Raw genomic sequence first — 24,552 nt, 5'->3', positions numbered from 1 at the left:
ATAAAACAAAAAAGCAACAGAATTTTCTGCTGCTTTCCTTGCTATACGTCTTTAATACTTAGACCAATACGTTTATTTTCTTTTTCAACTTTTATTATCCTGGCTTTAACTAACTCTCCTACCTTTAGCACTTCCGAAGGATGATTAATTTTATTGAAGGATATTTTAGATATATGTGCTAATCCATCAACTCCGGGTTCTAATTCAAGAAAAGCACCAAAATCATTAAGCCTAGCTACCTTACCTAAAACTATACTCCCTTCAGGATATTTTTCTTCTATATCCATCCAAGGGTCTTGAACTAATGCTTTAACGCTAAGAGATACTTTTTTATTTTCAACATCTAAAGCTATAACTTTTGCTTTAATTTTTTCACCAACTTTTAATACATCTGAAGGATTATATATTTTTCCCCAAGAAATTTCAGATATATGAACCAAACCATCAATACCATTTACTTCAACGAAAGCGCCAAAATTAGTAAATCTTCTAACAGTACCATCAACTATATCTCCTACATTTAATGAGTCTAGAGCATCTTGCTCACGTTGATGTTTTTCTTGCTCTAATAATACTCTTCTTGATGCCACTATTCGGATATATCTTTCCTTTTCAACTTCAATAAATTTAACTTCTATCTCTTTACCAACAAAGTTATTGAATTCTCCTGTATATCTTATATCTAATTGAGATGCTGGAATAAATACCCTAAGCCCTTTAAAGGTTGCAACAACTCCACCGTTCACTACTTCAGTTACTTTTACAGTTACTATAGTTCCATTGTTGAATGCTTCCAAAGTTTCGTCAAATGCCTTCTCCTTTTCTAATTCAATTCTTGATAAAACAACATAACCTTCTTCATTTTGTAACCTTAAGACTTTAGCATCTACTAATTCTCCAACTTTAAAATGTTCTGATAGCTTTGACTTAACACCTTCATTAACTGAAATTTCTGAATTAGGGATTACACCATCAGCTTTATATCCATCAATAGCAACGATTAGCTCATTTTTAACTATTGATAAAATTTCGCCTTTTAATATTTCACCCACATGTATCTTCTTTGTAGATTTTCCCATCAATTCTAGTTGCTCATTATATTCGCTGTTATTCATAGTCATTTTATCAATAACCTCCTTAATTATCCAGTCAGGTGTAGAGGCACCTGCGGTTACACCTATGGCGCGGATAGAATTATCGTTTAGTAGTTCTTCAGGCAAATCTTCTATATTTTCTATGTGAATAGTGTTTTCGCAGTTACTTCTACATATTTGAAATAACTTTGTTGTATTTGAACTATTTTTTCCGCCAATAACAATCATTGCATCAACCTTTTTTGATATTTCTTCAGCACTTCTTTGTCTTACATCAGTAGCTGAACAAATGGTATTAAATGCAAGTACATCAGTACTTTTTTCATTAACCACATTTAATGCCTTATCCCAATTGGATTTTTTCTCAGTTGTTTGAGAAACTATACAAATTTTTTTAGGAAGATCATAATTGAATTCACCACTTTTTGTAACCATAGCTTCGTTATTGCACCATCCGTTGATCCCAACAACTTCTGGATGATCTTTATCACCTACTATGATAATATTGTATCCTTCATCATGATATTTATTTACTTTCTTCTGAATATTAGTAACATATGGACACGTAGCGTTTACTACAGTTAAACCTTTATCATTTAATTTATCAACCAGATCTTTGGGAACGCCATGTGAACGTATTACAACAACATCATCATTAGCTAAGGAATCAATATCACTTATATTAATAGCAAAAATATTATTATTTTCTAACATTTTAACTACATCATTATTATGTATTAAAGGCCCTATCGTAAAAATTTTCTTATTATATTGCTTTTGAACTTTTAGAGTTTCATCAACAGCTCTTTTAACTCCAAAACAAAATCCAGCGCTTTCAGCTAATAATATTTCCCTCATATTTTTACCTCATACTAATTTCTAATCCGTTATTTATATACTCGCAAATTTTGTCAACAACCTGATCTATATTTATTCCAGTAGTATCCACTTCCAATGCATCATCTGCCTTAGTTAATGGATCAACTTCTCTATTACTATCTAAATAATCTCTTTGAATTATATCCTTTAAGATATTACTATAATCTACTTCAAGTCCTTTAGATTTTAGTTCTTCATATCTCCTAATTGCTCTTTCTTCAGGACTAGCTGTTAAGAAGAATTTAAAAGAAGCATCTTTTAAAACTACAGTACCAATATCTCTACCATCCATTATTACGTCATACTTTCTAGACATATCTCTTTGAAGTGTTACTAGTCTAGTTCTAACTTCCCTAATTGATGCGTAGGCTGAAACATTCTTACTAATATTAGGTATAGTCAACTGATCATTTATATTAATACCATTGAGATATAATTCATCATTTTCAAAATGCATTTCCATAGTGTCTATTAAATTGCATAAAGCCTCTATGTTTTCAGGAGGTATATCCTTTTCTAAAGCCTTATATGTAACAGCTCTATACATCGAGCCAGTATTTATATACATTAAGTTATATCTTTTAGCCACAATTTTAGCAATAGTGCTTTTGCCTGCACCAGCTGGGCCATCAATAGCAACTGATAATCTCAATTAAATCGTCCTCTCTTTATGTAGTTTTTCTTCTGATTATACCACATTTTATAAAATTCAATAAATATGTTTTCTGTTATATAAAAAAACGTTTCTAACTAGTCATTTACATGAGTTCCAGCTATATAGCCTGTTGAAAGTGCAATTTGAACATTATATCCACCAGTAAATGCATCAACATCAATTACTTCACCAGCAAAGGATAAATTAGAGATAATCTTTGATTTCATAGTAGATGGATCTATTTCTTTTGTATCAACCCCACCAGCAGTAACTATAGCCTCTTCAATAGGTCTTAGACCTCTAACGGTAAAACTGAAATTCTTAAGAAGATTTACAAGTTTCTTTCGCTCTTCCTTAGTCACTTCATTTACCTTTTTATCACCAGATATATCACTTAAATGAATTATTGTTTCTATAAGTCTCTTTGGTAATAAATCAACTAATGAATTTTTAAAATCTTTATTTATATATTTTTGAAAATCTTTCTGTATTCTTAAATCCAATTCCTTGTCATCTAAGGCTGGTTTTAAATCCAAAGATGCCGTATATGTAGTACCATCGTTTTTAACAAATCTGCTACCACTAAGTACCACTGGTCCAGATATCCCGAAATGTGTAAAAATCATCTCACCAAAATCTTTAAATAAAACCTTTTTACCATTACTTACTGTAAATTCAATGTTTTTAAGCGAAAGTCCTTGTAATTCCTTTACCCATTCTTCTTTAATCTCTATTGGAACCAACGATGGTTTTGGATCAATAATCTTATGACCTAATTTTCTTGCAAAATTAAACCCTTCTCCTGTAGAACCAGTAAGGGGATATGATTTACCACCAGTACACATAATAAAACTATCGCCTTCTATTACTTTACCATCAGTCAAAACAACTGCCTTTATAATGTCTCCTTCAGTTAGTATCTTACTAACCTTAGAATTAAGCATTACTCTTACTCTAGCTTCATCCAGCGCCCTGCTAAGGCCACTTATTATATCTGAGGATTTATCTGATTCAGGAAACACTCTATTTCCTCTTTCAATCTTTAGCTTAACTCCAAGTTTTTGAAAAAAATTCATAGTATCTTCATTTGTAAAAGTATATAAAGAACTATACAAAAAATGTGGATTGCCAGGAATCATATCGAAGAAATCACTGATGTCCTTAGAGTTAGTAACATTACATCTACCTTTTCCAGTAATAAAAAGCTTTTTACCTAATCTATTATTGCCTTCTAATAAAATAACTTGATTATTTTTAGCAGCAGAGATAGCTGCCATCATTCCCGCTGGTCCAGCACCAATAACAATAACCTTATGCATGTGTATTACTCCTTCTATAAAAATAGCTAATTTATTTTTATTAATAATTTTTACGCTTATGTCTTTCCGGATGTGTATGAGGAAAACTTAGCAAGCTAAAAAATTTTATTATTTACAGTAAAAAGAGGCTTTTATGCCTCTTTATCTAGATTCATTACCACTTTTATTATATGAGTATACATGATACTCTTTCCAAAGACTTTCAAGATCTGCAAAAGTTTTGGATATTTTTTCTTTTTCTCTCATTCCTACAGCTATTATTAAAGCATTTATAATACTTAAAGGTGCTACAAGAGAATCAACAAAAGAAGCCATGTTACTTTGTGCGATTAAAGTATAATCAGCCTGTGACGCCAGTGGTGAAAGTAAACTGTCTGTTATTGCGACAACCTTTGCGTTTCTTGATTGTGCAAATTCTAGTGCGTCTATAGTTTTTACCGCATACCTTGGAAAACCTATGCCAATTACTAAATCACCATCTCCAATATTAATCATCTCTTCAAAAACATCACTTATACCATTACCAATTATTTTAACATTATCTAATATTAAATTTAAGTAGAACCCTAAGAATTCTGCTAGTGCAGAAGAACTTCTAAGACCAATTATATAAATTCTTTTAGCTGTAAAAATATTATGAACAACATCTTCAAAGGTTTTATGATTTATTTTTTCTAAAGTTGCTCTTATATTTTCCATATCAGCTTTTAAAACACCTTTTAGAGCATTTTCTTCACTTATATAATCATTAGAAAGCTGTAGTCTTTGAACTGAAGTTAATTTGTTCTTTATAAGTTCTTGAAGTGCCTTTTGTAGCTTTGGATAGCCACTGAAGCCTAATTCATTTGCAAATCTAACAACTGTTGATTCGCTAACTCCTACGCTAACTCCTAATTTTGCAGCAGTCATAAAAGCTGCTTTATCATAATATTTAAGTATGTATTCAGCAATCAGTTTCTGACCTTTACTTAAACGTGGAAATTTTATTTGTATTAATCTCATTAAATCGTGATTATCGTTGATACTCATACTAGCTATCCCTTCTTCCATTGCTGATGATAAAATGCAATATTTATTTCATTTTATCATCAAATATGAAGATGTTCAATATTATAGAAACTTATTTCTTTTCTATAACAACTAGTTCTGGTGGGCAATTAGTACGATTAAGATATTTATGATGCATCACGCCGAAGAACTTTTTATCAAGATTTCTTGCAAAATTTATTACTTCTGAACTTTCTTTTTTTCCTTCTGTATGTCCGTTATATAAAGCAATAGTTATTATACCTCCAGAAGACAAAATATTAATTGAAGCCTCTAAACTTTTAAGTGTTGAATCTGTAAGTGTCGTAATCTCTTTTGAGCCTCCAGGTAAAAAGCCAAGATTAAACATGATACAATTAACCGGCATTGTCACATACTTTTCTATGTATTCATGAGAATCCAATATAAGCTCTACATTCTCTCTTTGTTTTAATTTGTAATTATTTATAGCTTCTTCTTGAATATCAAAGGAATATACTTTATTAAAGTTATCACTTAGGAAATCTGAATCATAACCATTGCCTAAAGTTGCATCGATAGCAATAAGCTTTTCATCTACAAAATTACTCACTATATAGTGGGTAATGCTGCTTATATCTCCAACATACTTAAACATTCAATCACTCCTATAGAGATTTTATGTAATTTAATTCAGTTTCAGTTAGTTCTCTAAAATTACCTTTTTCTAAAGTACCAAGTTTTATTTCCCCAATACTTTCCCTTGTTAGTTCGAGGACTTCATGATTTAAAGCTGCACACATTTTTCTTATCTGCCTATTCTTACCTTCATGAATTTGAAGTCTAATCTTTGAACGATCTTCCTGAATTTCAATAACTTCTATCTTAGCATCAGCTGTTATATAACCACCTATATCAATACCATTTTCGAATTTCTTTATATCATCCTTTGAGAACATTCCATTTACTATAGCAACATATGTCTTAGTTATTTTTTGTCTTGGATGAATAAGCTTGTTGTATATTTCCCCATCATTAGTAAGCAGTAAGAGACCTGAGCTATCAAAATCAAGCCTTCCTATAGGAAATATTCTTTCTTCTATCCCAATCAAATCAATTACTGTCAATCTATCGTGTTCGTCTTTTACAGAGGAAATATATCCTTCAGGCTTATTAAGCATGATATATCTCTTTTTCTCCTCAGGTCTTATTTCTTTACCAGAAACTTTTACTATATCTTTATCACAATCAATTTTTGTTCCTAATTCTTTTATAATTATATCATTTACACTTACTATTCCTGAAAGTATAAGTTCCTCACACTTTCTTCTAGATGCAACTCCACATCTAGCCATAAACTTTTGAAGTCTTTCTTCCATAATTATCACCTCTAATAATCCATTCTAATAAATAACAAAGAGGATTTCAATAAATATTATTTAGTTTACATTTCCTGGAAAATAATTTGCAGGGCTTCATTTGGTTTTGATATACTGAATATATATCTATAAGAGAGGATACATCGTATGTAAAGATGAACCACTTCGAACTGAAATCTATTTTTAAAACTCTCACGGCTTTTGGTGAGAAAATTTAAAAATATAAATTTTATTACGAAGTGGTACATCCAAATCAATATGATATTTTTTAAAGATTTAGGATAATCTAAAGTTAATTTTTATTAAATATTATTTATTGAGTTCGCTTATCTAAATTAACTGCTCTTATTGTTGAAACGAAAGGATTACTAACATGGAAAAATTATTATTTGGAATCTCAGGTTTGCCCATTGGTGATGGTAAAAATAAATTCACTTACAAGTCTGGGATAGAATATCTTCATTCATTAGGACTTGACGCAATGGAACTACCTTTTGTGCGTTCAATTAACGTAACTGAAAAAAATAGACAATCTATTCTAGATATAAAAAATGAAAAAAACTTTTACTTATCTGCTCACGGATCATATTTTATAAACTTAAATGCTATAGAAGAAGAGAAAAGAGAGAAGTCAAAGGAAAGAATAGAAAATGGCGCAAACGCACTGAAAAAAGTAGGAGGAAGAAGCCTTGTGTTTCATCCTGGGTATTATTTAGATTCTACCAATGAAGAGGCTTTTAATAATATAAAGGAAGAACTTGAAAACTTATCATATGAAGGTGTAGATTTTAGACTTGAGACAACAGGAAAACCCACTCAATTTGGTTCTTACGATGAGCTTGTAAGGCTTTGTAAGGATATACCCACCTGTAAAATATGCGTTGACTTTTCTCATGTTCACGCAAGAGGTAATGGTATATTAAAGGACTATGATGATTTTGCAAAAGTCCTAGATCTTATAGGAACTGAACTTGGTGAAGAAGCAATAAAAGATATGCATATACACCTTTCAGGAATTGCATACACAGTTAAAGGTGAAAAAAATCACTTACCATTTGAAGAAAGTGATTTTAACTATAAAGCTTGCTTAAAAGCATTTGTGAACTTTAATGTAAAGGGATGTATCATTTGTGAAAGTCCTATATTAGAAAACGATGCGTTATTGCTAAAGAAAGTTTATGAATCTCTATAATTGTAATTAAAGCCATAGGCAAATGCCTATGGCCTTTTACTAGCAGCGGAATGAACCTAACAATAATAATAAAAATAATGGATTATTGTAGTAATTACCAAAACCACCGCCACAGCCACAATTATTAAATCCAGCACCACATCCCATTGGGCCATAATTGAATCCATTGCCACAGCAGTTATTACCACAACAGTTATTTCTACAGCAATTATTGCCTCCACAGCAACATCCGTGTCTTCTTGACAAGTTAATCACCCCATCTCTTTTGTATAGTACATAGTATTCAATTATGTTATAAATTGACAGTGATTTTAATATTATTTTAAATACTGTTTTCATAGGAATATCATATTTATAGAGTTCTTAGCTTAAAATTCAATTATTAATTGTTCGAGAATTACAGGTTGTAGAGCTTTTTTTATTCATAAATTTAAAATTAAGTTAGAAATACAATAATATAAAAACATAAAATAAATCATATAAAAATGGTTATATTGATAAAGGCGTACATATGTTTTATAATTAGTATTATTGAAATGAGGTGTTTTTATGTCACAGAGCCGTAATAGGATGGTTGCACCAAGAAATGTTGTAAACATAAAACAGATATATATTTTTTATATATTGAAGGAATTAGCTAAAGGTAAAGAAGTTTTTGGCAATAGAATTCTAGAAGATTTTAGAGAAGCTTTTGTAAATAACAATCTCCCACTGCCAGTATCATCAAGCACGGTTTATGATACCTTGTACGACTTGGAAACTAGAGGTTATGTGAAAAGTAAATGGGAAGGTGATGAGTTTCTCAATAAGAGAAGTAAGAAGATATATTCTATAACTGATGCTGGCTTGTTATATTATAACACTCACGTTGCAGATTATATTGATAATATTAAAAAAACAAAAAGTCTACTAGATCAGCTTATTTATATGCTTCAAAAATAAAATACTATGAAGTTCTTATTTAATACATTTTGAAAAGTTTCTACTCAAAAAATCGCTGAAAGATAACTCCAGCGATTTTTTTATATTAAGGTGTATAGAATATTTGTGTTGCCATCACCTTACCGTTCTCATATGTAACACCTATGCCTATTTGTGTATAGTTTTTATTTAGTATATTAGCTCTATGTCCTGGTGAATTCATCCAAGATTGTACAATTTTTTGACCACTTGTTACATCTTCCACTCTTTGCCCTGTAAAACTCATTGTATAAATATTCTCGCCTATATATGAATATTTCCAATTATTCTTTTGAGCAATATCAGATATATAACCGTTTACCGGTGATTTGTGTTCAAAATAATTAAGTCTAGTCATTTCTTCGCTCTTACTTCTAGCATATTTAGCAGCAGTTGCATTTGTAGTAAGAGGTGCTAAACCATTTTTCTGTCTTTCTTGATTTGTATACGTCCAGATATCAGCTTCTATTGTTGACATATATTGTACACCAGTGCTGCTTTGATTAGGTTGAGCTTTATTTGTTCCAGAGCCGTCGCCATTTGTTGTAGAGCCGCCAGAGCCATTACCACTTGGTCCATAGCCGTTGCTATTTGTTCCATTTGAATTATTTCCAGATGATTGCGTATTATATTGTGCTCCGTTTTGTGCTCCGTTTTGTGCTCCATTTTGTGTTCCACCATTTTGTGTTCCTTGTTGATTAGGAACAGGTTGTGTTGAAGGTGGAGTGTTTGGAGCTGTTTGAGTTTGAGGTGCTTTTGTACCAGAATTGTTATCCATTCCACTAGTATTATTTGTTCCATTATTATTACCTAGTTTGTTATTTGTTCCATTATTATTCCATAGCTGATTATTTGGTGCACTATAGGTGCCTCTAGGCTTTTGGGCAGTTGTATTATTTTTAGTAGCAGTACATCCAGTAAACATAACTACAGCCGATAGAAGGCAGCTAATAACTATAAACTTTTTTCTCATAAAACACCCTCCTATTAATTTGAAATTATTTATCCTTAAGTATTTTGCCCTTTTTTTATCACTATATGTCCTTTTATTAATAGGGAGTTATATAAGTAATTTCTAATATCTAGCGGAATTTAATGTGTTTTTCTTTGAAAGATTATATTTACTATATAGGAATATTTAAAACTTTTTAAAAAGTTTATTATCTTTATATAATGTTGCTATTGTCATGAATAGATCCATTGAAATTGACAACAGTATTAGTATTATAAATACAAAAGAAATATCTTTATAAAATAAAAAAAACTTATTTATTATAGGATGGATAAAAAACATCCCAAGTAAACTCAATATCATCCAGTAAAACGAAAACTTTGCACATACTAATCCATTATAATTTGCTATTTCATTCGAATAATCCCAATAAGTCTTATTAAAAAACTTTTTTAGATAATACCCGCTTAAATATTCTATAAAGGTAGGAATTATTAAACAGATAACCATTGCCAATATAATGTTGTTATGTATAAAATCGTTGAACAAAACTAGAATAGAAAAAGCAAAACCATACATAGGCTTATATGGCCCATATAAAAATCCATCTTCTTGGAATCTCTTAAACAAATGATAGCAGTATAAGTTTTCAATGATCCATCCAAGAAAAGAATAGATTATAAAATTAAACCCTGTAGAAATAAAAAAATTCATTAATTTTGCCTTCTTTCTAAAATATAATTTAACTTATTTTGGACAAAAATCAATGAATTTATTTACTATTTTATAAAAATATTTTCATATTTTAAAATGTACTTATTATAAATTAACTTAATAAAGATCTTTAGTGTAAAAACTCCTTAAATTAATAAATTTATATCACAAACTTTTCTATAACCTCTGAGATTGCATCGTGATCATTGTCTCTTATAGTTATATAGTTTGCTACTGATTTAACATAATCTTTGGCGTTACAAACAGCAACTCCTAGTCCTGCTTTCAATATCATTTCAATATCATTTTCATCGTTACCAACTGCAATACACTCCTCGAGAGAATATCCGTAATGTTTAGCCAAAACTTCAAGTGAGCTACCCTTACTTAATCCTTTATTAGTAATTTCTATTCCATTTATTCCAGATGAAACTATTTCAATATCAAACAAGTTTTCAAACCTATCTCTAATAGCATTTATATTATTTGTGTTATCATCGTAGATTTCAAATTTAGATATCCTTGGATTAGATCCCAGTATAAAAGTCCTAGCATCGCTTATCATTTTTAATTCCATCCTATACTCAACTGGTAAGGTTAAATTGTGTTCATTAAATTTTTCAGCAAATGGGTGAAGCTTCTCAGAATAAATAATATCCTCTGAAAAAAAACTGAAAAAAGTATCTTTGAAATCTTTTTTGAGTATATCAATCATATTGATTAATGATTGATTATTCATTGCGCCATAAGCTATTTCATTATGGTTATGATCTAGAATTATACTTCCGTTGCAAGCTATAATAGGTTGGTTTTTGGGCATATCTTTTATAATATATTTCAAAGCAGATGGGATTCTTCCAGATGATATAACCACTTTAGTGCCGAGTTCTGCAGCCTTTTTTACCGCTTTAAGGTTTCTTTCTGTGATTTGTCTTTCTTCATTCAAAAAAGTACCATCCATATCTATTGCAATTAATTTATATTTCATTTACTTTCCCCCTTGTATAACGTTTATAAAATATTAAAATATCTATTTCGCTGATAAATCAAACTCCCTCAGTTATTAAAGATTATAATGAAATTTTAAATATAAAAGAAGTTATTTTCTAATAAAGAAAAAAGTAAAGGCTATAACACTATTTAAGTAATGTTATAGCCTCCTAAATATTAACTTATAGTTATCTTCTAGCTTTTCCTGTAACTTTAACTATCTCAATACCAACTACCTTAGTTCTATCCTTGGCTTTTTCTATATATAACTTCCCTTGTTCAAGAAAATCTTTGGAGTATTTTTCGATAATCTTATATAAAACCTTCTCCTTTATTTCTCCTGTCACTAGGGATGCTTGTCCGTAAGCGACTACACTTTTAAATCTAGTACTAAACTCACCTGGTAGAACTTCAGTGTCAGAAACAACGCAAAAAGATACATTACTATTTCTTTGTATATTATCAAGCTTCTCTCCATCTGTAGCACTATGGAAGTATATATAATTATCAATATATACATAACTTAAAGGTACTGTTACTGGGTATCCATTTTCAGATAGTGTAGCTAAAACCCCGTATTCTCCATTTTTTAATATTTCTATTACTTCTGTTTTGTCTACTTCTCTATCTTTTCTTCTCATTTCTCTAAACATAACATATCTCCTCTTTAATATAATTTTATAAATAGATAGATTTTAATTATTATCTTATTTTTATCAATGTTTTATAGTTTTAATAGTTTTTATTATACTTTCTATATCCTATTCTTATAGTTTTTTGTAAATTAATTATAATGTATTTTTCACAAATAAGAAATTACAACAAATAATTTTCTTCAAAAGTTATTTTATCATTTCAATACTTGTGATATAATTAACAATAGTGTGTTTATAAGTATATGAATATACTAACTTAATTGTAAAGATTAAGCCTCTTCTCAGTTTGCAGAAGAGGCTTTGAGTATGTTTATTTTACCTAAATACAATATTTAATTATAAGACTATATATTACACTTGAGTTTGTATTTAACCCTCTGCTCAAAACCCAGTACGCTTTAAGATAGACTTAGGTTTAGAGCTATTAGCTTTATAAACACTACTAACTAATCTAACTTTATATTTATTAATTATTCGAAATAAGGAAGGCGATCAAATGAAGAAATATTTAATGTTAATAGGATCTCCACCAGCATGTGGAAAAACTTATGTGGCTAATGAAATAGCAAAAAGACTGCCTAATCCAGTTTATTTGGACAAGGATACTGTAATTCCATTATCAAAAATGATATATAAAGCAGCAAATGAGCCTTATAATAGAGATTCAGCTTTTTTTAAGGAATACGTAAGAAATGCTGAATACGAAGCAATAATGGATATTGCTTTTGAAGCACTTCCATTTAACACTCATGTTATGGTAAATGCACCTTTTGCTAAAGAATTTAGAGATGAAATATACATAAATAACTTAAAAGAAAAATTAAAAGCTCATGATGCTGAACTTGTACAAGTATGGGTACATTGTGATATTGAAGTATGTCATCAGAGAATGATAGAAAGAGCATCAGACAGAGATACTTGGAAACTTGAAAATTGGGATGAGTACGTAAGTGGACAAGATTTCTCAAAGCCAGAAGTACCAGGAATACATATAGTGGACAACTCTGGTTCAGAGAAAGTACAAAATGACATAGAAAAGCTATTAAAGGTATTATAGGATTCTTCCTATAATACCTTTAATTATTTTAGAATAAATTTTTATATAAAGCTTTAATTAAATCTGTTTCTTCTGCCACTTCCCTTTTCTATATACAATATATGCATATATACATACAATTAAATTGCTAAAGGACATAGAGAACCATATTCCTACAGGACCAGCTGATGTAATGTATTTAAACAGAAGTATCATTGGTAATCTTACAAGCCAAAGTCTACCTATTTCCATATTCATTGAATATTTAGTGTGTCCTGCACCTTGAAATATACCTTGATAAATACTAAATAACCCCATCAATGGCATTGAGAATGAAATGTATATTAAATATGTTATCCCTTGAGTTATAACTGAAGGGTCATCCTTAGATTGAATAAAAAAGTTAATAATAGGCTCGTCCTGCCATATCATAATAATACAGCCTATTATTGAAAAGGTCATAGTAAGCTTTACTGCTTTAATAAAAGCTTCTTTTACTCTATGTACTTTATCTGAACCTAAGTTTTGTCCAACAATAGCTGTAAGAGCTGCTCCAACACCCATAGACGGTTGCATTATTAAGGAGGTTATTCTATTTACCATTCCAAAAGCAGCAATAGTAGCTGTCCCATAAGAAGCTATAAATCCATTAATAACTATAAATCCTAAAGCAGAACCAGATTGTCCTATTGCAGATGGAATAGCTACTCTAAAAATTCTTTTTATTAACCGTATATCAAACTTAAAATTCCTAAAATTAGGTTTTACTTCAGATTTAGACTTATGAAGTATATATAAACCTACAAATGCAAGCACAGCCTTTGCAATTAAAGTGGCAATAGGAGCCCCTGCCATTCCGAGATTAAGATTAAAAATTAGTATAGGATCAAGAATTACATTCAATATTACACTACATCCACTTAATATTGTGGACATCATAGTATTACCTTGTGAATTCATTATTGCATTGAAGCTAAAGAATATAAAGGTAAAAGGCATATCTAAGAAAGTTATTTTTAGAAATATATTACTATAGTATGCTAAATCCCCACTTGCCCCCATTAATTTTATTATTATAGGACTTATTAAATATCCTAGTGCTGAAAAAATAACAGCGCATATAACTGAAATTACGATCAATTGAGATGCATATTTTGATGCTTTCTCGTATTTTGATGCTCCAATAAGCTGTGATAATAAAGAAGTTCCAGCAATAGACATTCCTGATCCTATTGAGATAAATAGAAAAATAACCGGCCAAACAAAAGATGTTGCTGCAAACTGCACAGAGCCTAGCTTTCCTACCCATATTCCATCAACCAAATTATACAATGTTTGTATTAGGTTACTTATCATTATAGGTAGTGATAAAGTTAATATGACCTTATACATACTACCATTTAGTATTAGTTTTTTACGGCTGTCTGTATTCATTAATATGCCCCCCTAAGCTTTTTACAATAATCAATTTTATCAAACTTAGGTAACTTATTCTAGTACTTCATTCAATTAATTTTATTATTAAAAATATTTTATTTTACAAAGATGTTAACATGTCTAAAATCGTTAAGAATGTTACTATATTATTATTCTTAAATTTTCCTTAATTTCTGTCATTTTCGATAATAACATTAGTAGATATGCTAATATAATATATGGATGGTTATAAACAAATAGCGCTCTAATTTAAGTTTACTTATTACGAAGTAGTACACTATAAAAGTCTATAATTTATAACTAAATTTTAATGAATGGTGATATAAATGATTTTAGGATTTATTTTAATGGTACTTGTATTAGGATTCGGGCTAATTATAAGTTTAACAAAGTTTGTCTTTGGAGCTGTATTCGGAGTAATTGGAGCTGTTATCGGAACATTAGTTTTAGTTTTCATAGGACTTAATCTAATGTTTGCTTTTATTCCAATAGTTGTTATAGTATTTTTAATTTTATGTTGTCGTAAATTAATTAAATAATAAGCAAAAGGCTTAAACCAATTAGTTATAATCGGTTTAAGCCTTTTTACTATATCGAAACTGTAAAACTTTCCTTATATTTATTTGTATAGGCAGAGACGTAAAAAAGTTCGCTGAAGAAGATCTCTGAAGTCACTTTTTTATTAATAATTTTTTAACGCTAATCTTCAAGCTTTAAATTTTTAAGACTTAAATCGAGAATATTTGATGAATGAGTTAGCGTTCCAGAAGAAATATAATCCACTCCAGTCATAGCAACTGTTCTTATATTATTTAAAGTTATATTACCAGACGCCTCAGTTAAAGCCCTTTTATTTACAATCTGAACTGCTTTCGTCATAGTTTCAATGTTCATATTATCAAGCATTATTATATCTGCACCTGCATCTAAGGCTTCTTGTAGCTGAATCAAATCTTCAACTTCAACTTCTATTTTTCTCACAAAGGGAACAGCATCCTTTACTAGATTAATAGCTTTACTTATCCCCCCTGCAGCTGATATATGATTATCTTTTATAAGTACGCCGTCGCTAAGTCCCAATCTGTGATTAATTCCACCTCCAACTTTTACAGCGTATTTTTCAAACACTCTCAAATTTGGTGTAGTTTTTCTTGTATCCAAAAGCTTAGCATTGGTTTCTTTAATTTCATCAACATACTGTTTTGTTATAGTGGCTATACCACTAATACGTTGAAGAAAATTCAAAGCCACCCTTTCACCTGTTAAGATAACATCAGACTTACCATGAAGTTTTGCGATTACTTGTCCCTTTTTTACAGGTTCACCATCTTTGATATAAAAATCTATTTCAATAGGTCCTAGAATTTCAAAAATTCTCTTAAATACGCCTAGTCCAGCTATCACTCCATCCTCTTTAACTATTAAGTCCGCAGTGCATTTTTTTGACTCATTAGTTATAGCCATTGTGGTTATATCACCATAGGGTGCATCTTCTTTAATTGCATTTTTAAAAATATCATCATAAAGCGACCAATTCATTTATAATATCTCCTCTAACCTTTTTTATTTCCTGTTGCAATATAATAGATAGGCTATTATTATAATAAGCTTTATCTCCTTCAAGTTTCTTTATTAAATTTTTATAAATTACTGAATAAGGAGCAATTGCGTTATTTATATGTTCTACAGCTCTATTTGAAAAAACTAATGATTCAAGAAGTGAATTACTTGCGAGTCTATTAGCGCCATGTAAACCAGTAGAACTTACTTCTCCCGTAGCATAAAGATTTTCCATGGAAGTTCTGCAATACATATCAACCTTAATCCCACCCATAAAATAATGTTGTGAAGGTGTTACTGGAATGGGATTTTTTGTAATATCTACTCCTCTCTCTAAACAATTTTTATAAATATTAGGGAATCTCTTTAAAATAAAATCCTTTTCTAAAAAGCTTATATCTAAATATACATGTTTACTTTTATACTTAAATTCTTCTTTGATAATAGCTTCAGTAACTTTATCTCTAGGAAGAAGCTCATTAACAAAGCGACTACCTTCTTTATTTAATAACCTTCCGCCTTCTCCTCTTACTGCTTCAGATATTAAAAGACGTCTTTTATCTTCTATATCTTCATAAAAGGCTGTAGGATGAAACTGGATATAATTTAAGTTTTCAACTCTTATATTGTTCTTTATAGCTATTGCTATACCGTCGCCGCTGATAGAATGAAAATTAGTTGAATTCTTAAACAACCCTCCTATTCCTCCTGTAGCAATTATTGTTGTTTTAGCAATTATATTAAGCTCTTTACCTTCGTTAATTGCCAAAGCTCCAATGCATTTATTTTTTAGAGCTAATAAATCTGCGAAGAAACAGTTTTCTATAATTTTAACATTTGTCTTTTCTCTAACCTTTTTCTCCAAAACTTTGTGAAGTTGCTCGCCAGTATTGTCATCACAGTGTACTATTCTATTAATGCTATGAGCCCCTTCTCTTGTATAAATAAGTTCTCCATTCTTATCTCGATTAAAAGGAACTTTTAATTGTTCTAGCCTCATTATTGCATTTCTTGATTCTTTAACTAAGATTTCAACTGCTTGTCTTCTGTTTTTAAAACCTCCAGCAGTTAAAGTATCACTTATATACGCTTCATAATCATTTTCACTCCTAAGTACCGAAATACCTCCTTGAGCTAAATAACTATTACATTCTTGTATACTATTTTTAGCTAGAACAATTATATCAAGATCATCTCTTAAATTTAATGCGAAGTTTAACCCTGTAATGCCTGCACCAATTATTAGAACATCAGTATTTAATATCATACCCTAACCTTCCTTCAAAAATAAAACTTTGGAGATAGAAACATACTGTTTCAAATTTTATAAAATTTTTTAAACTCTATGCATTCTCATCAGGCAATCAAATGCATTGATTCTTAATTGTTCATCAAGTAAAATTTCATTCTTTTCAAAAAGTAATGCATCTCTTACATCATTAAGAGAAGTCTTTTTCATGTTAATACACATTAAGCCTCCTCTTGGGGTGAAGAATTTTTTATTAGGATTTCTCTTTTTTAATTCATGGATAACTCCTTCTTCTGTAGCTATTAAAAAATTCTTATTGTTACTTGAAGTTGCATAATCTATAATTTCTGAGGTACTACCTATAAAATCTGAAAGATCCCTTATTTCCTTTTCACATTCAGGATGAGCTAAAGTTAATAAATCGTCAATTGCATCCTTTGCAGCAAGGATTTCTTCCACTTGAATTCTTTTGTGAGTAATACAGAATCCAGGCCAAGCTATTATTTCTTTATCTGGCACCTTCTCTTGAATATAAGAAGCTAAATTTTTATCAGGTAAAAATACAATCTGCTCATTGTCAATTGAGTTAATTATTTTTAATGCATTAGATGAAGTACAACATATATCACTTACGGCTTTTACTTCTGCAGAGGAATTTATATAACAAACTACAGCAGCCTTAGGGTACTTACTTTTATACTCAAGTACTTTTTCAGCTGTGGCCATATCTGCCATAGGGCAGCCTGCATCTAATGCTGGTAGAAGTACTTTCTTATGTGGAGATAGTATTTTTGCGCTTTCAGCCATAAATTTAACACCACAAAATACTATGGTGTTTTGATCAGAATCTTTAGCTATTTTACTTAAATAATATGAATCTCCTATATAATCAGCAACTTCTTGTACTTCAGGCCTTTGATAATAGTGTGCAAGTATTATTGCATTCTTTTCTCTTTTTAAAACTTGGATTTCTTCTATTAACGACATAATGTTCACCATTCCTTTACAGATGTATATACACTAATATATATAAAATATACCATTATATAACTTCCTTTTCAAGAATAACATTGTACTGCGTCTCAATTATATTTCTTTTAAATTAGAAAATTATATTAGTTCATCTCATAAAAAAGTTGTTTTTTATGCATCAATTCTTTATAAACGAGATTATAATGAAAATTATATTAACTTAATTAAGGATAAATAACCAATGATGCAGAGAACAGCTGTTATAAGAGAAAATATGGTTACAATTTTAGTTTCGTGAAATCCTGACAATTCAAAAGAATGATGTATGGGGGTCATCTTAAATACTCTTTTTCCTGAAATCTTAAATACTATTATTTGAATAAATGTAGTCAAGGTTTCGATTAGATATATAGCTCCTACTATTGGTATAATAAGCGGCAACTTCAATACAATTGCTATAGAAGCCACAAAACCTCCTAAAGCTAAGGAACCTGTGTCTCCCATTATTATTTTTGCTGGAAATATGTTGAATCTTAAAAAACCTAATAATGATGCAAAAAGCGAACCACAGACTACGGCTAAGTAATTTTTACCTAAAAGAAGACAAACTGATGTAAAAAAAATTGCTATAAGCATCGTTACTGTACCAGCTAATCCGTCTAGGCCATCAGTTAGATTTACAGCGTTTGTCACACAGGTATAGAAAAACAAAATAAACGGAATGTAAAATATGCCAATATGAATATTTTTAAGTGTAAACGGAATCACTAATACATCACTCATATTTAAATTTTGATCTGCAAAATATATTAGGTAACTTGCTCCTATCAATATGAGAATAAGTTTTCGAAGTACACTTAACCCTTCATTTTTCTTTTTGAAGGTTTTAAGCCCATCATCGATAAATCCAATAGCGCCAAAAATTAAAAATGATAATATAATAAACACTACTTCATTGTTAAAATCCTTTATGACGATAACCGAAGTAACTACTGTTGAAATGATAAATATAAATCCTCCAAAAATTGGTGTTCCAGCTTTTTTTAGATGTTCTTTAGGTTGTTCTTCTCTTATGTATTGCCCTATGTTTTCTTTTTTTAAAATAGGTATAATTAGCCTTCCAATTGCAATTGAAAGCAAAAATGAAAAAAGTATAGATGTAATAATATCAGTCATAATAACAATCCTTTCTTTAAGTTTGATAATTAAAATATTTATTGCAAATCCATTATTATGGTAATATATAAGATGTTAATACTCAACAAATCTATAAAAACATGTGATTAAATTGAAAATATTATAATCTAAGTTGAATAATATTCAACTTAGATCGTAAAAAGTACTAGAAGGAGGTTTTTTCTTGAATAAAGCGGCGAAAAATACTAAAGAATTGTACTATACTGACAATGAAAAACTTTATACAATAAAAAAAGATTCTTTAGATGAAATTAATATTGTCAAAGCATCTAAAAATAATTTGTTTGAAAATATCTCAAATAACTTCATATATAATTTAAAAAAACTAATCCAACTTGAAGGAACTCAAAAAAAATTAGCAAAAAAAATTGGAGTATCAGAAGATTTGCTTTCAAAATATAAGTCAGGTGATGCATTTCCTTCTATTGAAACATTAGCTTATATCTGTAATACATATAAGATCAAGATTGATCGATTTATAAATCTAAGATTATCAGCACTAGAACTAGAAAATATTGAGAAAGGGCTTTATTCAAATAGTAATATATTTTTCGGTAGTTACTATTGCTACTTTTTTGCTACTAATATAGGAAAAGACGACTCAATTCACGAAGGAATTTTAGAATTTCATGAGGAAAGAGTAAGTTTTAGGATACTTTTAGGAGATTCTATTATGAAGGATTTTTCAGGGAATATTAATAACTCCGAAAAAATTATGAGTTTTAATATGGAGAGCACTGAAGATGGCATAGCCTATCTTAGTATGGCAAAACCAAACATAAACAAAGGAAAATATGTTGGTGGTCTTGCTATGCTTTTCTTACCTTCTGATGCTAACAGTAAGCCATGTTGTCAGAAGTTATTAATAAGTAATATCAGAATCGATAGAAATATATATTATGAAAATCTTAAGAAACTCTTAACACTAAATTCCAGTAAACTTGAACTTAGAAATGTGAAGCTTTCTACTTTCGAAGATGAAACTGCCTATAATTTTATAGAATCCTTACTTTAGATTACTTTAGACTTGTTGGTGAACGTAAGTTTGTTATCTCAGTAATTACTAATGGATATACAACTCTAAGCTTATATTTTTAAGTTTAAAGTTGTATATCCATATTAAGCTTCTATTGATTCAGGCATATAAAATTTAGAGCTGTAAAAATATTAAATTAAATCCTACATTTACTAAGTATTCAATGTTGAAAAAAGGTTATATTAATACTGTAAGGAACATAGTGATGAAAAGAGTCAGTTAATTCTATTAAATTTTCAAAACTATCAATTTTGTATTGATATAAGATGAAATAATTTGACTAGAATGATTGAATTTCTTTAGTCTATACTTATTATAATAGTATTTCTATTTGATATAAGTAATATCCAAGTTATAAACTTTTGGATAAGATTTTATATGGTTAGGAAAAGCTTTATTATAGTCAGATAGTTTTAGTATCTTGATTATAATAAGGTTCCAACTTATCATATAAGGTCGAGATAAGATTTTATTAGGTGTTGTAATGGTTATATATAGCCGAAAGGTTATATATAGTTGTGTAAATATCTAATAAGGTCGAGTGAACCATTAATATTTGGTAGTGATGTGCTTATTTATAGTCGAAAGATTATACTTAGGTAATAAATTATCTTTATTGGTGCTAACCGCATCACTATGTTTCTTATTTAAAATTAAATCACTTCTACACCTTCTTATCTTGTACAATAGTAATTTAAAATTACTATTGTGTTTACTGTAAAAAGATCTATAAGATTTTAATTAATTGCTGAAATAAGCTATTTACACAGATTTAATATAATTATTGATACAAGGAAAATAAAAGGCATAATCACATAGTTCATGATTAAGCCTTTTTATTGTATAGAAAATCATAAAATAATCTTATAGTAGCTTTTCTATATCAGTACTAGAAATAGGTTTTGAAAATAAATATCCTTGTATTTTATCACATTTATGTTTTTGTAAGTACTTCAATTGATCGTCAGTTTCAACACCTTCTGCGATAACTTCTAAGTTCAGTTTGTGTGCCATAGAAATTATATCTTCAATAATTATTTTTGTATTTTCAGTTCTGCAAATATCATCGACAAAACTTTTATCTATCTTTATTACATCTAACGGTAGTTTTATTAAATAAGATAAGGATGAATACCCTGTACCAAAGTCATCGAGAGATATACCGATTCCCATTTGTTTTAACTTATTTAAAATACTAATATTGTTATCAAAGGATTTTATAACTGTTCCTTCTGTAATCTCAATTTTTAAATACTTAGGATCTAAATTTGTTTCTTTTAGAACATTATTAACTCTCTCAACAAATAAAGGAGACTGAAATTGATGTTCAGATACATTTACGGCAACTGGAATTTTCTTTAAGCCTTTATCCTGCCAAATTTTATTTTGTAAACAACACTCCATAAGAACCCAATCACCTATTTCCTTGATTAAACCAGTCTTCTCAGCTAAAGGAATAAACTCACCCGGTGGAATTATACCTCTTTTTGGATGATTCCATCTTATTAGGGCTTCTACTCCCTCTAATTCACCACTTATTGCATGGAAATAAGGCTGATAATTTAAGTAAAATTCTTTCTGAATTATAGCTTTTCTTATACTCTTTTCAAAATCACTTTCTAATTGTACTTTCTTAGACATTTCTTCATCATAAATTTTAAATCTTCCTTTGCCTTCTTCTTTAGCATTGTACATAGCTATGTCGGCCTTCTTTAAAATTTCAACTGATTCTATTCCATGTTCTGGTATAATTGCAACTCCAATACTTGCTGCAACATGAAAAGGCTGGTTATTAATTAAGATAGGTTTATCAAAAATTTTTATTATTTTTTGAGCTGTGTCGTTGAGTTCATTTTCTTTATCTAATTTGTGTTGAATTATTATAAACTCATCCCCACCAAATCTAGCCACAGTATAGTCTTCCCCTAGTACCGACAATAATTCATTACTAGCGCATTTTAGAACTATATCACCATAGTCATGTCCAAGTGTATCATTGATATTTTTGAAGTTATCTAAATCTAGAAAATAAACAGCAGCCTTTCCACCTTTTTTAGTAACATTTTTTATTAATTCGTCTAATTTGTCATTTAAATAAGTTCTGTTCGGTAGATTTGTTAAATTGTCGTAGTATGCCATTTTAAAAATTTTTGACTGATAATTTCTTTTTTCAGTGATGTCAGAAATGGATCCTGCCATTCTCACAATGGAACCATCTTCATTTCTAAAAATTCTTCCTTTACACTGAATCCATATAAATTCGTCTCTTTCTAGATTTAATCTGAAGAAAACCTCATATGAATTAGTTTTTCCCATGAAATATTCTTCTAAAGAACTTAACACTGACTTTCTATCTTCTGGATAAACAATTTCACGTAAAAACTCAAAATAATTTTCAATCTCTTCTGCTTGAACTCCTAGTAATTCTCTCCAAGGCTTTGAGATGTAGCCTATATCATTCTCTACGTCCCAATCCCAGACACCATCATTTGATGCTTCTAAAACTAAACGATATCTTTCTTCACTTTCCTTTAGTGCAATTTGGTTTTTATATAATTGTTCATATTGCTTTTCCAAGTTTGTCTTTGTTTCAGATAATTCAATATTGACAACCGCTAACTCATCATAATTTTTTAAGACAGTAGATTTAAGTCTATCTATATATATCTTTAAAAAGATAAATATTATGACAATTATAACTATAGCAAATCCTAATAATACCAAATAGCTTTTATGTTGATTATCATGATACTCCTCAGAATTAGAGTAGAAGTACTTTTTATATAGTTCTTCAAAGACACCTGATTTTTTTAATTGATCAATTCTAATATTAATATAGGCAACTAGCTCAGGTTTGTCTTTACTTACAGCATAAGCTTCTTCTACAGGAAATAGATTTGTAATTTGAGGTGTTATCACACCTTTTAAATTTTTGTGCATTAGCATATAATCCATTAACTGTTGATTCTCAAAAATTACATCTATTTTTTCATCCTCAAGGTCTTTAATAGCATCTTCCATATTATCGTACGCTATATAATTATTAACTCCAAGTTTGTCTCTTAAAATATCTTCAGTAAAATAATTTTTACCTACCCCAACTCTATATTCGTTTAGCCTATTTAAATCAACTTTTCTATAATCATGACGAGTATATACAGCAGAATATGCTTTAAATAAAGGCTTAGAAAACAACACTTCTGTTTTTCGGCTGTCAGTTATTCCCGCTATACCACCTATATCTACTTTACCTAAAATCAATTTGCTATAAACAGAGCTCCAATTATCTGCAGATAGATTAAGATCATATTTTTCACGGTCAAATATTAAATTAATTAAATCTATATCAAAACCATGCAAATAGTTTTTAGATGTAAATGTATACGGAGGATAATTCTTATCAACTTGATAGATAACTTTTGTCGCAGCCTTAACTCCAAAAGAAGTAAAGCAAATGAAATATACTAACATTAGTATAAATAATCTTCTCTTTTTTTTAATCATATCACGACTCCCTGCAAAGTTATTGTAAACCTTACATTGACTTAACATTATATTTAAAGTTGTTTACTAAAAAGCTTTAGATCCTCAGAAATCATGTGTTGATCTAACCATGAATATATAAATTCAAACAACCTTTGCAAAGTTTCCTTGTTAGTAATAATCTCATCAAAATCATAATAACATAATCTTTTAATAAAAAAATAATGTTCTCGCCTATGGTCTACAAATCCTGTATATTCAATCTCAGACATATAATCTTCTTCAATTGAAAAACTGAATTTTGCATAGGTTATAAAATCTTTAAGAGCATTATTGAAATAGCTTGTATCAATTTCGTTGCTTGCCGATTGTGTGCGCATTAATATATCACAGCCAATTTCAAACAACTTTTTATGATTATCATCTATAAAACCTGAGCCTGTTTCATACTTTTTAGACCATTGAAACATTTATGTTCTCCCTTCTGCTGATTAAAATAAAGTTAATTAAATTTAGTTATTTAAAAGGAAATCAGCATTGCACTTATGTCGTATTTTGATGTTTTTTGTAATATATATTTATCGGTTATAAAAATTAGAACTTAAGAAAATCATTAATTAAGTTTATAAATTTTTACAATAAAAAAAGCCCCTGTATAGATCAATGTCATTAAGTTAATATTTTGCCACAGCAAAATTAAAGTCAATTGAAAGTGTATATGCTTTCAATTGACTTTTTTCTTTTCTTTGCCATATTTTTTTACATGCAAATAAAACAGAGCCGTATC

23 protein-coding genes are annotated in these 24,552 nt (G+C 29.3%); 5 read left to right on the top strand and 18 right to left on the bottom strand.

Annotation, left to right across the window (positions count from 1 at the left end):
- Positions 1-41 precede the first annotated feature (41 nt).
- The 6 genes from JHL18_RS05695 to JHL18_RS05670 all read right to left on the bottom strand — a co-directional run bounded on the left by JHL18_RS05695 (position 42) and on the right by JHL18_RS05670 (position 6,331).
- Positions 42-1,952, bottom strand: a complete 1,911-nt coding sequence (locus tag JHL18_RS05695) for a bifunctional 4-hydroxy-3-methylbut-2-enyl diphosphate reductase/30S ribosomal protein S1 (protein ID WP_200267046.1) — start codon at positions 1,950-1,952, stop codon at positions 42-44.
- 4 nt (positions 1,953-1,956) lie between these two features.
- Positions 1,957-2,625 (bottom strand): (d)CMP kinase, encoded by a 669-nt coding sequence (gene cmk / locus JHL18_RS05690; protein WP_200267044.1) that lies wholly within the window; start codon positions 2,623-2,625, stop codon positions 1,957-1,959.
- A gap of 98 nt (positions 2,626-2,723) precedes the next feature.
- A complete protein-coding gene (locus JHL18_RS05685) occupies positions 2,724-3,947 on the bottom strand; it encodes a BaiN/RdsA family NAD(P)/FAD-dependent oxidoreductase (protein WP_200267043.1) in 1,224 nt (407 codons plus the stop codon).
- Positions 3,948-4,088: 141 nt separating this feature from the next.
- Positions 4,089-4,976 (bottom strand): MurR/RpiR family transcriptional regulator, encoded by an 888-nt coding sequence (locus JHL18_RS05680; RefSeq protein WP_200267041.1) that lies wholly within the window; start codon positions 4,974-4,976, stop codon positions 4,089-4,091.
- 91 nt (positions 4,977-5,067) lie between these two features.
- Positions 5,068-5,610, bottom strand: coding sequence for a tRNA 5-(aminomethyl)-2-thiouridylate-methyltransferase MnmM (gene mnmM, locus JHL18_RS05675; RefSeq protein ID WP_200267039.1), 543 nt, complete (start codon positions 5,608-5,610; stop codon positions 5,068-5,070).
- A 10-nt stretch (positions 5,611-5,620) separates the two neighbouring features.
- On the bottom strand, positions 5,621-6,331 hold the full coding sequence (locus tag JHL18_RS05670; protein WP_200267036.1) for a pseudouridine synthase: 711 nt from the start codon (positions 6,329-6,331) through the stop codon (positions 5,621-5,623).
- 373 nt (positions 6,332-6,704) lie between these two features.
- Here JHL18_RS05670 and JHL18_RS05665 point away from each other — a divergent pair, with 373 nt between their 5' ends.
- Entirely contained in the window at positions 6,705-7,523 is an 819-nt protein-coding gene (locus tag JHL18_RS05665; protein ID WP_200267034.1) for a TIM barrel protein, read from the top strand.
- A gap of 39 nt (positions 7,524-7,562) precedes the next feature.
- On the opposite strand, the gene JHL18_RS05660 is transcribed toward JHL18_RS05665, so the two are convergent.
- On the bottom strand, positions 7,563-7,862 hold the full coding sequence (locus JHL18_RS05660; protein WP_243277808.1) for a hypothetical protein: 300 nt from the start codon (positions 7,860-7,862) through the stop codon (positions 7,563-7,565).
- A 210-nt stretch (positions 7,863-8,072) separates the two neighbouring features.
- On the opposite strand from JHL18_RS05660, the gene JHL18_RS05655 reads away from it, so the two are divergent.
- Positions 8,073-8,465 (top strand): PadR family transcriptional regulator, encoded by a 393-nt coding sequence (locus tag JHL18_RS05655; RefSeq protein ID WP_200267032.1) that lies wholly within the window; start codon positions 8,073-8,075, stop codon positions 8,463-8,465.
- 85 nt (positions 8,466-8,550) lie between these two features.
- Here JHL18_RS05655 and JHL18_RS05650 read toward each other — a convergent pair whose 3' ends face one another.
- The 4 genes from JHL18_RS05650 to JHL18_RS05635 form a co-directional block, all read right to left on the bottom strand.
- The gene (locus tag JHL18_RS05650; protein ID WP_200267030.1) at positions 8,551-9,456 is read right to left on the bottom strand and encodes a CAP domain-containing protein; all 906 of its coding nucleotides are present in this window, start codon (positions 9,454-9,456) and stop codon (positions 8,551-8,553) included.
- A 165-nt stretch (positions 9,457-9,621) separates the two neighbouring features.
- Positions 9,622-10,149, bottom strand: coding sequence for a putative ABC transporter permease (locus JHL18_RS05645; protein WP_200267028.1), 528 nt, complete (start codon positions 10,147-10,149; stop codon positions 9,622-9,624).
- A gap of 160 nt (positions 10,150-10,309) precedes the next feature.
- Positions 10,310-11,137, bottom strand: a complete 828-nt coding sequence (locus JHL18_RS05640; RefSeq protein WP_200267026.1) for a Cof-type HAD-IIB family hydrolase — start codon at positions 11,135-11,137, stop codon at positions 10,310-10,312.
- Positions 11,138-11,327: 190 nt separating this feature from the next.
- On the bottom strand, positions 11,328-11,792 hold the full coding sequence (locus JHL18_RS05635; RefSeq protein ID WP_200267024.1) for a pyridoxamine 5'-phosphate oxidase family protein: 465 nt from the start codon (positions 11,790-11,792) through the stop codon (positions 11,328-11,330).
- Positions 11,793-12,291: 499 nt separating this feature from the next.
- Here JHL18_RS05635 and JHL18_RS05630 point away from each other — a divergent pair, with 499 nt between their 5' ends.
- Positions 12,292-12,852: a P-loop nucleotide/nucleoside kinase family protein gene (locus JHL18_RS05630; RefSeq protein ID WP_200267022.1), complete on the top strand. Its 561-nt coding sequence runs from the start codon at positions 12,292-12,294 to the stop codon at positions 12,850-12,852.
- Positions 12,853-12,909: 57 nt separating this feature from the next.
- Here the strand turns inward: JHL18_RS05630 and JHL18_RS05625 are convergent, their stop codons facing one another.
- The gene (locus tag JHL18_RS05625; RefSeq protein ID WP_200267020.1) at positions 12,910-14,265 is read right to left on the bottom strand and encodes an MATE family efflux transporter; all 1,356 of its coding nucleotides are present in this window, start codon (positions 14,263-14,265) and stop codon (positions 12,910-12,912) included.
- Positions 14,266-14,594: 329 nt separating this feature from the next.
- On the opposite strand from JHL18_RS05625, the gene JHL18_RS05620 reads away from it, so the two are divergent.
- On the top strand, positions 14,595-14,807 hold the full coding sequence (locus tag JHL18_RS05620; protein ID WP_200267018.1) for a hypothetical protein: 213 nt from the start codon (positions 14,595-14,597) through the stop codon (positions 14,805-14,807).
- A gap of 160 nt (positions 14,808-14,967) precedes the next feature.
- On the opposite strand, the gene nadC is transcribed toward JHL18_RS05620, so the two are convergent.
- From nadC to mraY, 4 genes are all read right to left on the bottom strand, one after another.
- Positions 14,968-15,807, bottom strand: coding sequence for a carboxylating nicotinate-nucleotide diphosphorylase (gene nadC, locus JHL18_RS05615; protein ID WP_200267016.1), 840 nt, complete (start codon positions 15,805-15,807; stop codon positions 14,968-14,970).
- Positions 15,788-17,095: an L-aspartate oxidase gene (locus tag JHL18_RS05610; protein ID WP_200267014.1), complete on the bottom strand. Its 1,308-nt coding sequence runs from the start codon at positions 17,093-17,095 to the stop codon at positions 15,788-15,790. Before JHL18_RS05610 ends, nadC begins: the two co-directional genes overlap by 20 nt.
- A 69-nt stretch (positions 17,096-17,164) precedes the next feature.
- Positions 17,165-18,064, bottom strand: a complete 900-nt coding sequence (gene nadA, locus JHL18_RS05605) for a quinolinate synthase NadA (protein ID WP_200267013.1) — start codon at positions 18,062-18,064, stop codon at positions 17,165-17,167.
- A 195-nt stretch (positions 18,065-18,259) separates the two neighbouring features.
- Complete coding sequence (mraY, locus tag JHL18_RS05600) at positions 18,260-19,225, bottom strand: phospho-N-acetylmuramoyl-pentapeptide-transferase (RefSeq protein WP_200267011.1); 966 nt, start codon at positions 19,223-19,225, stop codon at positions 18,260-18,262.
- A gap of 184 nt (positions 19,226-19,409) precedes the next feature.
- On the opposite strand from mraY, the gene JHL18_RS05595 reads away from it, so the two are divergent.
- Positions 19,410-20,261, top strand: a complete 852-nt coding sequence (locus JHL18_RS05595; protein ID WP_200267009.1) for a helix-turn-helix domain-containing protein — start codon at positions 19,410-19,412, stop codon at positions 20,259-20,261.
- A gap of 885 nt (positions 20,262-21,146) precedes the next feature.
- Here the strand turns inward: JHL18_RS05595 and JHL18_RS05590 are convergent.
- Positions 21,147-23,786, bottom strand: a complete 2,640-nt coding sequence (locus JHL18_RS05590; protein WP_200267007.1) for an EAL domain-containing protein — start codon at positions 23,784-23,786, stop codon at positions 21,147-21,149.
- A 53-nt stretch (positions 23,787-23,839) separates the two neighbouring features.
- Positions 23,840-24,235 carry a bacteriohemerythrin gene (locus JHL18_RS05585; protein ID WP_200267005.1) on the bottom strand — a complete coding sequence of 132 codons (396 nt, stop codon included), beginning with the start codon at positions 24,233-24,235 and terminating at the stop codon, positions 23,840-23,842.
- Positions 24,236-24,552 lie beyond the last annotated feature (317 nt).

It is taken from the genome of Clostridium yunnanense (assembly GCF_016595795.1).
GTDB lineage: Bacteria > Bacillota > Clostridia > Clostridiales > Clostridiaceae > Clostridium_AR > Clostridium_AR yunnanense.
The sequence above is the reverse complement of the archived record's forward strand: the minus strand, read 5'-3'. Positions and strand labels throughout refer to the sequence as shown.

What these genes read in the sequence shown, in the direction of transcription:
- JHL18_RS05695 (WP_200267046.1), bottom strand. Translation starts at nt 1,952, where the DNA reads ATGAGGGAAATATTATTAGCTGAAAGCGCTGGATTTTGTTTTGGAGTT.
- JHL18_RS05685 (WP_200267043.1), bottom strand. Translation starts at nt 3,947, where the DNA reads ATGCATAAGGTTATTGTTATTGGTGCTGGACCAGCGGGAATGATGGCA.
- JHL18_RS05680 (WP_200267041.1), bottom strand. Translation starts at nt 4,976, where the DNA reads ATGAGTATCAACGATAATCACGATTTAATGAGATTAATACAAATAAAA.
- mnmM (WP_200267039.1), bottom strand. Translation starts at nt 5,610, where the DNA reads ATGTTTAAGTATGTTGGAGATATAAGCAGCATTACCCACTATATAGTG.
- JHL18_RS05670 (WP_200267036.1), bottom strand. Translation starts at nt 6,331, where the DNA reads ATGGAAGAAAGACTTCAAAAGTTTATGGCTAGATGTGGAGTTGCATCT.
- JHL18_RS05665 (WP_200267034.1), top strand. Translation starts at nt 6,705, where the DNA reads ATGGAAAAATTATTATTTGGAATCTCAGGTTTGCCCATTGGTGATGGT.
- JHL18_RS05660 (WP_243277808.1), bottom strand. Translation starts at nt 7,862, where the DNA reads ATGAAAACAGTATTTAAAATAATATTAAAATCACTGTCAATTTATAAC.
- JHL18_RS05655 (WP_200267032.1), top strand. Translation starts at nt 8,073, where the DNA reads ATGTCACAGAGCCGTAATAGGATGGTTGCACCAAGAAATGTTGTAAAC.
- JHL18_RS05650 (WP_200267030.1), bottom strand. Translation starts at nt 9,456, where the DNA reads ATGAGAAAAAAGTTTATAGTTATTAGCTGCCTTCTATCGGCTGTAGTT.
- JHL18_RS05645 (WP_200267028.1), bottom strand. Translation starts at nt 10,149, where the DNA reads ATGAATTTTTTTATTTCTACAGGGTTTAATTTTATAATCTATTCTTTT.
- JHL18_RS05640 (WP_200267026.1), bottom strand. Translation starts at nt 11,137, where the DNA reads ATGAAATATAAATTAATTGCAATAGATATGGATGGTACTTTTTTGAAT.
- JHL18_RS05635 (WP_200267024.1), bottom strand. Translation starts at nt 11,792, where the DNA reads ATGTTTAGAGAAATGAGAAGAAAAGATAGAGAAGTAGACAAAACAGAA.
- JHL18_RS05630 (WP_200267022.1), top strand. Translation starts at nt 12,292, where the DNA reads ATGAAGAAATATTTAATGTTAATAGGATCTCCACCAGCATGTGGAAAA.
- JHL18_RS05625 (WP_200267020.1), bottom strand. Translation starts at nt 14,265, where the DNA reads ATGAATACAGACAGCCGTAAAAAACTAATACTAAATGGTAGTATGTAT.
- JHL18_RS05620 (WP_200267018.1), top strand. Translation starts at nt 14,595, where the DNA reads ATGATTTTAGGATTTATTTTAATGGTACTTGTATTAGGATTCGGGCTA.
- nadC (WP_200267016.1), bottom strand. Translation starts at nt 15,807, where the DNA reads ATGAATTGGTCGCTTTATGATGATATTTTTAAAAATGCAATTAAAGAA.
- JHL18_RS05610 (WP_200267014.1), bottom strand. Translation starts at nt 17,095, where the DNA reads ATGATATTAAATACTGATGTTCTAATAATTGGTGCAGGCATTACAGGG.
- nadA (WP_200267013.1), bottom strand. Translation starts at nt 18,064, where the DNA reads ATGTCGTTAATAGAAGAAATCCAAGTTTTAAAAAGAGAAAAGAATGCA.
- mraY (WP_200267011.1), bottom strand. Translation starts at nt 19,225, where the DNA reads ATGACTGATATTATTACATCTATACTTTTTTCATTTTTGCTTTCAATT.
- JHL18_RS05590 (WP_200267007.1), bottom strand. Translation starts at nt 23,786, where the DNA reads ATGATTAAAAAAAAGAGAAGATTATTTATACTAATGTTAGTATATTTC.
- JHL18_RS05585 (WP_200267005.1), bottom strand. Translation starts at nt 24,235, where the DNA reads ATGTTTCAATGGTCTAAAAAGTATGAAACAGGCTCAGGTTTTATAGAT.